The sequence below is a fragment of the Oerskovia douganii genome (genome assembly GCF_015142735.1).
Classification (GTDB): domain Bacteria; phylum Actinomycetota; class Actinomycetes; order Actinomycetales; family Cellulomonadaceae; genus Oerskovia; species Oerskovia douganii.
This window is the reverse complement of sequence record NZ_JACSPN010000021.1, coordinates 65037-73360: the sequence shown is the minus strand read 5'-3', so window position 1 is coordinate 73360 and position 8324 is coordinate 65037. Positions and strand designations below refer to the sequence as shown.

The 8324-nt window shown below is 74.1% G+C and carries 9 protein-coding genes; 3 read left to right on the top strand and 6 right to left on the bottom strand.

Annotated features, from left to right (window positions below):
- Positions 1-53 precede the first annotated feature (53 nt).
- Together H9623_RS14945 and H9623_RS14940 are read right to left on the bottom strand one after the other, a co-directional pair.
- Positions 54-299: a PTS transporter subunit EIIB gene (locus H9623_RS14945; protein WP_056644676.1), complete on the bottom strand. Its 246-nt coding sequence runs from the start codon at positions 297-299 to the stop codon at positions 54-56.
- A 52-nt stretch (positions 300-351) separates the two neighbouring features.
- Positions 352-1143, bottom strand: coding sequence for a GntR family transcriptional regulator (locus tag H9623_RS14940; RefSeq protein WP_193720823.1), 792 nt, complete (start codon positions 1141-1143; stop codon positions 352-354).
- Positions 1144-1377: 234 nt separating this feature from the next.
- Between H9623_RS14940 and H9623_RS14935 the strand changes: the two genes are divergently transcribed.
- Both H9623_RS14935 and ptsP read left to right on the top strand, forming a co-directional pair.
- Complete coding sequence (locus H9623_RS14935) at positions 1378-2865, top strand: PTS transporter subunit EIIC (protein WP_193720822.1); 1488 nt, start codon at positions 1378-1380, stop codon at positions 2863-2865.
- A complete protein-coding gene (gene ptsP, locus H9623_RS14930) occupies positions 2862-4535 on the top strand; it encodes a phosphoenolpyruvate--protein phosphotransferase (RefSeq protein ID WP_193720821.1) in 1674 nt (557 codons plus the stop codon). Before H9623_RS14935 ends, ptsP begins: the two co-directional genes overlap by 4 nt.
- Positions 4536-4741: 206 nt before the next feature.
- Here ptsP and H9623_RS14925 read toward each other — a convergent pair whose 3' ends face one another.
- Together H9623_RS14925 and H9623_RS14920 are read right to left on the bottom strand one after the other, a co-directional pair.
- On the bottom strand, positions 4742-5008 hold the full coding sequence (locus H9623_RS14925; protein WP_193720820.1) for an HPr family phosphocarrier protein: 267 nt from the start codon (positions 5006-5008) through the stop codon (positions 4742-4744).
- 322 nt (positions 5009-5330) lie between these two features.
- Positions 5331-5489 (bottom strand): hypothetical protein, encoded by a 159-nt coding sequence (locus H9623_RS14920; RefSeq protein WP_193720819.1) that lies wholly within the window; start codon positions 5487-5489, stop codon positions 5331-5333.
- Positions 5490-5600: 111 nt separating this feature from the next.
- Here H9623_RS14920 and H9623_RS14915 point away from each other — a divergent pair, with 111 nt between their 5' ends.
- A complete protein-coding gene (locus tag H9623_RS14915; protein WP_193720818.1) occupies positions 5601-6521 on the top strand; it encodes a sugar phosphate isomerase/epimerase family protein in 921 nt (306 codons plus the stop codon).
- A gap of 33 nt (positions 6522-6554) precedes the next feature.
- Here the strand turns inward: H9623_RS14915 and H9623_RS14910 are convergent, their stop codons facing one another.
- Positions 6555-7178: an HdeD family acid-resistance protein gene (locus H9623_RS14910; protein WP_193720817.1), complete on the bottom strand. Its 624-nt coding sequence runs from the start codon at positions 7176-7178 to the stop codon at positions 6555-6557.
- A 206-nt stretch (positions 7179-7384) separates the two neighbouring features.
- Positions 7385-8287, bottom strand: a complete 903-nt coding sequence (locus H9623_RS14905) for a TetR/AcrR family transcriptional regulator (protein ID WP_193720816.1) — start codon at positions 8285-8287, stop codon at positions 7385-7387.
- Positions 8288-8324 lie beyond the last annotated feature (37 nt).

Here is an 8324-nt window from a genome sequence, read left to right as displayed (position 1 = left end):
GGACTGCCGACGGCCCCGTCGGCGAGCGGCGCCCGCGGGGGGGGGGCGCGGGGTCACATCAGGTCGGCGAGGTCCGAGGCGATCGTGTCGACCTGGGGGCCGACGACGACCTGGACCACCCGTCCCGTCGTCATGACCCCGAAGGCTCCCGCGGCGCGCAGCGCCGCCACGTCGACGAGGCTGGGGTCCTTGACGAGCGACCGCAGTCGGGTGGTGCAGGGGTCGATCTCCTCGATGTTGCTCACCCCGCCGAGGCCGGCGAGTATCGCGGCGGCCCGTGCTGCATCGGCTGCAGTCATCGTTGCATCCTCTCTGGTGCGTGGGTCGTGGACGTGTCGCCGGCCTGGCCGGTCACGTGGTCTCTGGGTCGTGGGGAGCGGGGTCGGCCGGGGCCGGGCGGGGCACGATCGTGGGCCGGGCCTCGCGGAGCGGGACGACGACGGAGTACCGGTCGCCCCGGTAGCACATCTGGGAGTACATGCAGGCACCGTCCTCGGAGTAGGTCTTGCGGTGCGCGCGCAGCACGGCCCGGACGTTCGTCATGGCCAGGACGTCCTGCTCCGCGGCGCTCGCCTCGGCCGCCATGATCGTGTCCTCGCCCCAGGTCGGGGAGTGCCCGCGCTCGCGCAGCGCGCCGTACAGGCTGTCGGGGACGCCGTCGTCGAGCAGGTCAGGTGCGAGGGACGCGGGCACCCACGCACGCTCGACGGCCATGGGCGTGCCGTCCGCGAAGCGCAGGCGCTCGACGTAGTGGACCCGGTCCTCGGGCGCGATGCCCAGGGCCTCGGCGACGACCCGGCCGGCCGCGAGGGTGTCGCTGTCGAGGACCTGGGTGCTCGGCGCCATGCCGAGCCGACGGGCTTCCTCGCCGAACGTCGTCAGACGCATCTCGAAGTCGGTGTGGCGCGGCGCGACGAACGTCCCGCGGCCCTGCTCGCGCTGGAGGACGCCGTCGGCCACGAGGGCGTCGAGGGCCTGGCGGACCGTCATCCGGGAGACCCCGAACTTCTCGGTGAGGACGCGCTCGGACGGGACGGCGTCGCCGATGGTGAGCTCGTTCGCGATCAGGTCGCTCAGGTAGGCACGCACGATCTGGTGCTTGTGCCCGCCCTTGGGTGCTCTGGCCTGCGTCGTCGCTGCCACGTGTTCCTCGCTTCCGGTGGCCCCGGGGTGGCCAGGGCTTGACACATCATGATGTCTAGACCACTCTGTCCGCAAGTGGTCCAGACAACTATCCCACCACAGTCGGAGGGATGGTCGGGTATCAGCAACGACGCGCTCCACGTCCGGGCCGGCGTCGTGATCAAAGCCAGCAGTCCCCAGTTCCAGCGGTGCGATCCGACGGCCTCGGTGGCACCCGAACAACGAGGAGTGAACATGACGTCCGTGGCCGAAACACCCAAGGTGAAGAAGGGGATCCCCGGCTTCGCCCAGCTGCAGAGGGTCGGTCGATCCCTCATGCTGCCCATCGCCTCCCTGCCCGCCGCAGCACTGCTGCTGCGGCTCGGGCAGGCGGACATGCTCGGCGCGGACGGGGTCGCGGGCACCTTCGCCTGGATGCAGCCCGTCGCCGACGTGTTCGCCGCTGCGGGCGACGCGCTCTTCGCCAACCTCGCGCTGCTCTTCGCCGTCGGCGTCGCGGTCGGGTACGCCCGGAAGGCCGACGGCTCCACGGGCCTCGCCGCCGTCATCGGCTACCTGGTCTTCAGCGGTGTGAGCAAGGCGCTCTCGCCCTACGTGCTCGGCGAGCCGGCCTCGCCGGCGCAGTGGCTCGAGGGCGCTGACCCCGACGCCCTCGCCGCAGCGGGCGACGGGAACTTCCTCGACCTCGTCACGCTCGCCATCACGGGCCCGCCCGAGCAGAAGCTCATCAACTACGGCGTCCTCGGCGGCATCGTGATCGGTCTGACCGCAGCGATCATGTTCCAGAAGTACAGCCGCATCAAGCTGCCGCCCTACCTCGCGTTCTTCGGCGGGCGTCGCTTCGTCCCGATCGTCACCGCGGGGGCCGCAGTCGTCATCGCCGTGATCGGCGCGCTCATCTACCCCTGGTTCGACGCGGGCTTCACGGCCGTCGGCGACTGGGTCACGGGCTCCACGGTCCTCGGTGCGTTCGTCTACGGCACGGCCAACCGCCTGCTCGTCCCGATCGGGCTGCACCACCTGCTGAACTCGCTGCCCTGGTTCCAGTTCGGCAGCTACACCGACGCGAGCGGCGCGATCTGGCACGGCGACATCGCGCGCTTCCTGCACGGCGACCCCACGGCCGGCACCTTCATGACGGGCTTCTTCCCGATCTTCATGTTCGCCCTGCCGGCGGCCGCGCTCGCGATCATCCACACCGCGAAGCCCAAGAACCGCAAGCTCATCGGCGGCATCATGGGCTCGGCCGCGCTCGTCGCGTTCGTCACCGGTGTGACCGAGCCCCTCGAGTTCGCGTTCGTGTACGTCGCATACCCGCTGTACGCGATCCACGCGGTCCTCACGGGCACGTCGCTCGCCCTCGTCAACGCCCTGGGGATCAAGTCCGGGTTCGGGTTCTCGGCCGGAGCGATCGACTACGTCCTGAACTTCAGGATCGCGACGATGCCGCTGTGGATCATCGTGATCGGGCTCGGGTACGCCGCGATCTACTACTTCCTGTTCCGCTGGGTCATCACCAAGTGGAACCTGCGCACGCCGGGCCGCGAGGACGACGACTCCGCGGTCGGCGCCGACCCGACGGCGGACCCGGTCCTGGTCGCCGAGGAGAAGAAGGCGGCCGAGGCCGACCTGTCTCCCGCGGAGCTCGACGCCCAAGGGTCCGGGGCCAGGGGGTCGGACGCCCGCGGCTCCGGGACGGCCGGCGGCGGAGGCGGCCGGTGACCTCCGTCATCGACGGTGCGGGCGTCAGCCCGGGACGGGGGGCCGGCGTCGTCGTGACGATGCCGGCCCCCGTGCCCGAGCCCGCCCCGGCGACGCTCGCGCCCGACGCCGACGCCGAGGCGGCCGTCGCCGCGATCGACGAGGCGGTCCGCAGCGTCCAGGCGGACCTCGCGGCGCGCGCCGCGAGGGCGACCGGCACGGCCGTCGAGGTCCTCACGGTCACGGCCGCGATGGCTGCCGACACGACGTTGTCGAAGGAGTCTGCCCGCAAGGTCCGCGACGAGCGGACCGTCCCCGAGCGAGCAGTGTGGGAGGCCGCAGGGGACCTCGCGGCCCGCCTCGAGTCCCTCGGCGGCATGATGGCCGAGCGGGCGCGCGACGTGCGCGACGTGCGCGAGCGCATCGTCGCGGCCCTCACGGGACGTCGCGCCCCGGGCGTCCCGGACGTCGACCACCCGTTCGTGCTCGTCGCGACCGACCTCGCACCCGCCGACACCGCGACGCTCGACCCCGAGCGGGTCCTCGCGATCGTCACCAGCGGAGGGGGCCCGACGTCGCACACCGCGATCCTGGCCCGGTCCCTCGGCATCCCGGCGGTCGTCGCGGCCCCCGGGGCGACCGAGCTCGTCGACGGCGAGACCGTGCTGGTCGACGGCTCGCAGGGCACGGTCGAGCGCGAACCGTCGGCCCAGGACGTCGCGCGGGTGCAGGACCGCCCGCGCGGCCCGCGCGCGTTCGACGGCCAGGGCAGGACGGCCGACGGCGTGCGGGTCCAGCTCCTCGCCAACGTCGCGGACCCGGCCGGGGCCGCGGCCGCGGTCGAGGCGGGGGCCGAGGGCGTCGGCCTGTTCCGCACCGAGTTCTGCTTCCTCGGGCGCACCGAGGAGCCGGACGTCGACGAGCAGGTCGCGGCCTACCGGGCCGTGCTGGCGGCGTTCGCCGGTCGCAAGGTCGTGATCCGCACGCTCGACGCGGGAGCCGACAAGCCTCTGCCGTTCGTCACGGCCGACGACGAGCCCAACCCGGCGCTCGGTGTCCGGGGGCTGCGCACCGCCGTCCGGCACCCCGAGGTCCTGGGGCGTCAGCTCGACGCGATCGCCCGGGCCGCCGCTGCCGAGGGTGCGGACGTGTGGGTCATGGCCCCCATGGTCGCCACGCCCGACGAGGCGCAGGAGTTCGCGGCAGCCTGCCGCGAGCGCGGCCTGGTGACCGCCGGCGTCATGATCGAGGTCCCGGCCGCCGCCCTCCAGGCGCGGTGGGTCCTCGAGCAGGTGGACTTCGGGAGCATCGGCACCAACGACCTGACGCAGTACACCATGGCTGCCGACCGGGAGGCGGCGGACCTCGCCGCGCTCTCCACCCCGTGGCAGCCTGCGGTCCTGTCCCTCGTGGGGGCGGCGTGCGCGGGTGGTGCCGAGCACGGTCGACCGGTCGGGGTATGCGGCGAGGCCGCGGCCGACCCTGCCCTCGCCCCGGTGCTCGTGGGGCTCGGCGTCGCGTCGTTGTCGATGACGCCGCGCGCCCTGGGCGACGTCGCGGCGGTGCTCGCGGCCACGACCTCGGAGCAGTGCGCCGAGCTGGCGAGGATCGCGGTCGCCGCACCGACCGCGGCGGCTGCCCGGGACGCGGTCCGTGCCCGGTTGCCCGTGCTGGAGGAGCTGGGGCTGTAGTCCGTGGGCGGCGCTACCTCGCCGCCGATCCTGACCGCTCGGCCCGTGGCCCCTCGTCCGAGGGGCTGCGGGCCGAGCGCCGCGTGGGGTGCGCGACGGCCCGACGCCGAGCGTCCGCACGCGGAGTCGGGCGGGCGCCGGTCGGCCCCGAGCCGGCGAGGTCCCTCGGGCGGCCCCGGGAGCCTGTCCGGCGCCCGGGACCCGGGTCAGATGGTCTCGCGCTCGAGGAACGCCGCGAGCGCGTCGAGGGCGGCCTCGGCCTCGACGCCGTCCGTCTCGGTCGCGAGCACGACCTGGTCGCCCGCCGCGGCGCCGAGCGTCATGACGCCGAGGATGCTCGCGGCGTCCACGGTCTCGGCGCCCTCCTTGGAGAGCGTCACGGGGACGGGCTGCTTGCCCGCCTCGGCCACGAACAGCGCCGCAGGGCGCGCGTGGAGTCCCTCGGCGATGGCGACGGTGACGGTTCGTTCCATGACGTGCTCCTGCCTGGAAGTGGTATAGACCAGTCCACTGTAGCGGAGGTCTGCCCCGGTGGGGGACCACGCGAAGGGGGCGGGGGAGCGGAGCCGTGCCGCGTCCGGCAGCAGGTCGACCGGGACGTCGACGGAAGCGTCGAGCGTGCGGTTCGGGCGGGTCGCACCGCGCCGTGGACCACGCGAACCGCGCGCTCGACGAGCCCGACCCGGCCCCGCGCGCGGGGCGAGGTGTCGGACGGGACGGGAGCGACGCCGTCGGGCCGGGACCCCGCCCGGGACCCGGGCCGCGACCTCCGGCGCAGGCCGAGCCCGCGCGGCCTCAGGCCGAGTCCTGCTCCAGGTACGCCACGAGCGACTCCAGCGCCGCGAGCGCGCGCGCGTCGTCGGTCTCGGTCGAGAGGACGACGTCCTCGCCCGGGCCGAGGCCCGGACGCGTCGTGCCGACGGTCGAGGGCGAGACGACGTCGGGACGATCCATGCACACTCCAGCGCTCCGGGCGGTTCGGTCGAGCAGCATCCTGCCAGAGTTCGGGGACTCCCCAGGACGCCCCCGTGAACGACGCACACGCGACGGCGCTAGGGTGTCGGAATGCGTGAAGCGACGACGCCCGACGCCCAGCCGCCCGTCGAGGGCGAGAGCCGGGGAGGTGAGACAGGCCCGGCCGACGGGTCCCGGATCAAGGTCACGCTGTCCAGCGCCAGCGTCTACCCGCGCAAGGCGCCGTTCGCCTTCGAGGCCGCCGCCCACCTGGGCTACGACGGCATGGAGGTCATGGTCTGGTCGGACACGACCACCCAGGACGCGAAGGCCCTCGCCAAGCTCTCGGCCGACGTCGGGGTCCCCATCCGCAGCGTCCACGCCCCCACGCTCCTCGTGAGCCAGCGCGTGTGGGGTCGGCTGCCCGGACCCAAGCTCGAGCAGACCGTCGACCTCGCGCTCGAGCTCGGGGCGCAGACCGTGGTCGTGCACCCGCCCTTCCGGTGGCAGGGCCTGTACGCACGCGGGTTCGCCGACCACGTGCGCGAGCTCAACGAGGCCACGGGCGTCACGGTCGCCGTCGAGAACATGTACCCGTGGCGGGGCCGCAAGCGCGAGGTCCAGGCGTACCTGCCCGGCTGGGACCCCACCGACCACCCGTACGACGCCGTGACGCTCGACCTGTCGCACGCGGCCGTCGCGCGCCAGAACAGCCTCGACCTGCTCGACGTGTTCGGCGACCGCCTCGCGCACGTCCACCTCGCCGACGGCACCGACTCCATGAAGGACGAGCACATGGTCCCCGGGCGCGGCACCCAGCCGTGCGACAAGGTGCTGGGCGAGCTCGTGCGCCGCGGCTGGGAAGGCGACGTCGTGGTCGAGATCGCGACCCGGAGAGCCCGCACGGCCGCCGAACGCTACGAGGACCTCGCGGCGTCGCTGACGTTCGCCCGCACCTACCTCCAGCCGGGCCCGCACGCCGAGTACGAGCCGCCGCGCGGGCACGAGCACCGGCACCTCAACGCCTGGTAGGGGCCGGCGCCCGGACGCGGCGGGCCGCCCGCCCTACGCCCGGGGGCCCGCCGGGGCGCCCGGGCCCGCGAGCGCGGCCTTCGCGTCCTTCGCGGCCGTGCTCTGCGCGAACGCCGCGACGAGGATCACGACCCCGGTGACCACGAGGTACAGGCCCACGAGCACCGTGATGGTCTGGAGCCCCGTCACGGGGCTCACGAGGACGAGGACGCCGAACACGAGCCACAGCGCGGCGGTCGCGAGCTCCCAGTCCCAACCGGGTTCGCGGGTGCGCCGCGCGCGCAGCGCACCGATCAGGCCGATCAGCCCCGCGACCAGGGCCCAGATCCCCACGAGCCGCAGGACCAGCGTCACGCTCGCCGACGGCCAGAACGCGAGCAGCAGGCCCACGCCGACCCCCAGGCCGCCCACGACCCAGCGCCAGACCCCGCCCTCGCCGTCGGCCCGCTGCCGCCCGGCCTCGATCAGGAACAGGATCCCCTGGAGGGCCGCCATGGCCGCGACGAGCCACGTGAGCCACTGGATGCCACGGTCCGGCTCGACGAACAGCACGACGCCGATCAGGAGGAACAGGGCGCCCCGCAGGTAGGCGAGCCCCCAGAGGCGGCGGGCGATCTTGGTGGTGCGGCCCGTGAGGGACTCCTCGTGCTCGGTCATGGTCCACCGTCCTCGCCGGGCCGGTCCCGCAGCGGGTCCGCGGGCGTCGTCGGCCTCGTCCTCGGAACGTAGCGCCCGGGGGCGGCTGGCGCGCGCCGGCGGCTCCGGTGCGGCCGACGAGCAGGGGGTTGCGCGCGGTCGAGAACGGACCTGAGGTCGCTGACCGCGTCAGAACGACCGCAACCTCGTTCTCGGCGCGCCCGGGGTCAGGCCTGCTCGCGCGCCCGGTCGATCGTCATCTCGACGCCGTCGAGCAACCGGTCGAGGGACGCGTCGAACGGGTCGGCGGGGGCGTCGAACCCGCCCGCCTCCCAGATGCGCGTCATGACGGGGTAGCGCTCGACGTCGAACCAGTCCGCCCAGAAGCTGCTCATGGACGTCCAGTACTCGTCGCTGGACATGCCGCTCACGTCGTTCTCGACCGTCTCGGCGACGGCGGCCCGTGCGAGCCCGCGGACGAACGCGTCGACGAGCCCGAGGATCTCGACGACCTGGTCGGCGGGCAGCCCGGTGTCGACGAGGGTCCGCAGGCCGGCCTCCTGGGCGTCGAGCACGTGGGGGGCCAGCGGGAGGCGCCACATGTTGGTCTGCAGGATCCAGGGGTGGCGCTGGTAGAGGGCCCAGACCTGGCGGGCGTACCGCGACAGGCCCGCGCGCCAGGGGGCGTCGGCCGGGGGCAGGTCGAGCTCGCCGAACGCCCGGTCGATCATGAGGTCGACGAGCTCGGTGCGCCCGGGCACGTAGGTGTAGAGCGACATGGCGCCCACGCCGAGCCGGGCGGCGACGCGGCGCATCGAGAGGGCCTCGAGCCCGACCTCCTGGGCGACGGCGATCCCGGCGGTCACGACCTCGTCGAGCGTCAGGCGGGCCTTGCGGCCGCGGGTCGGCGGTGCGGGCGGGTCCCAGAGCAGCGCCAGGCGTCGGGTCACCTCGGGTGGGCGGGGGACCTGGTCGGTCGGGTCCGGGGCGGCGTCGTCCTCGGGGGTGGTGCGGGTGCCGGCGGCGGGAACGTCGGCAGGCGTGTGCGCGGACGCGTCGACCGATGAGTCCGGGCGCCCGGCGGAGTCCACCCCGTCGGAGGGGACCGGTGCGACGGTGTTGCTGGCCATGGTGCCCGATCCTCCCACTTCCGCGCGGTGCCAGGAG

What these genes read in the sequence shown, in the direction of transcription:
- H9623_RS14945 (WP_056644676.1), bottom strand. Translation starts at nt 299, where the DNA reads ATGACTGCAGCCGATGCAGCACGGGCCGCCGCGATACTCGCCGGCCTC.
- H9623_RS14935 (WP_193720822.1), top strand. Translation starts at nt 1,378, where the DNA reads ATGACGTCCGTGGCCGAAACACCCAAGGTGAAGAAGGGGATCCCCGGC.
- H9623_RS14925 (WP_193720820.1), bottom strand. Translation starts at nt 5,008, where the DNA reads ATGGAACGAACCGTCACCGTCGCCATCGCCGAGGGACTCCACGCGCGC.
- H9623_RS14920 (WP_193720819.1), bottom strand. Translation starts at nt 5,489, where the DNA reads ATGGATCGTCCCGACGTCGTCTCGCCCTCGACCGTCGGCACGACGCGT.
- H9623_RS14915 (WP_193720818.1), top strand. Translation starts at nt 5,601, where the DNA reads ATGCGTGAAGCGACGACGCCCGACGCCCAGCCGCCCGTCGAGGGCGAG.
- H9623_RS14910 (WP_193720817.1), bottom strand. Translation starts at nt 7,178, where the DNA reads ATGACCGAGCACGAGGAGTCCCTCACGGGCCGCACCACCAAGATCGCC.
- H9623_RS14905 (WP_193720816.1), bottom strand. Translation starts at nt 8,287, where the DNA reads ATGGCCAGCAACACCGTCGCACCGGTCCCCTCCGACGGGGTGGACTCC.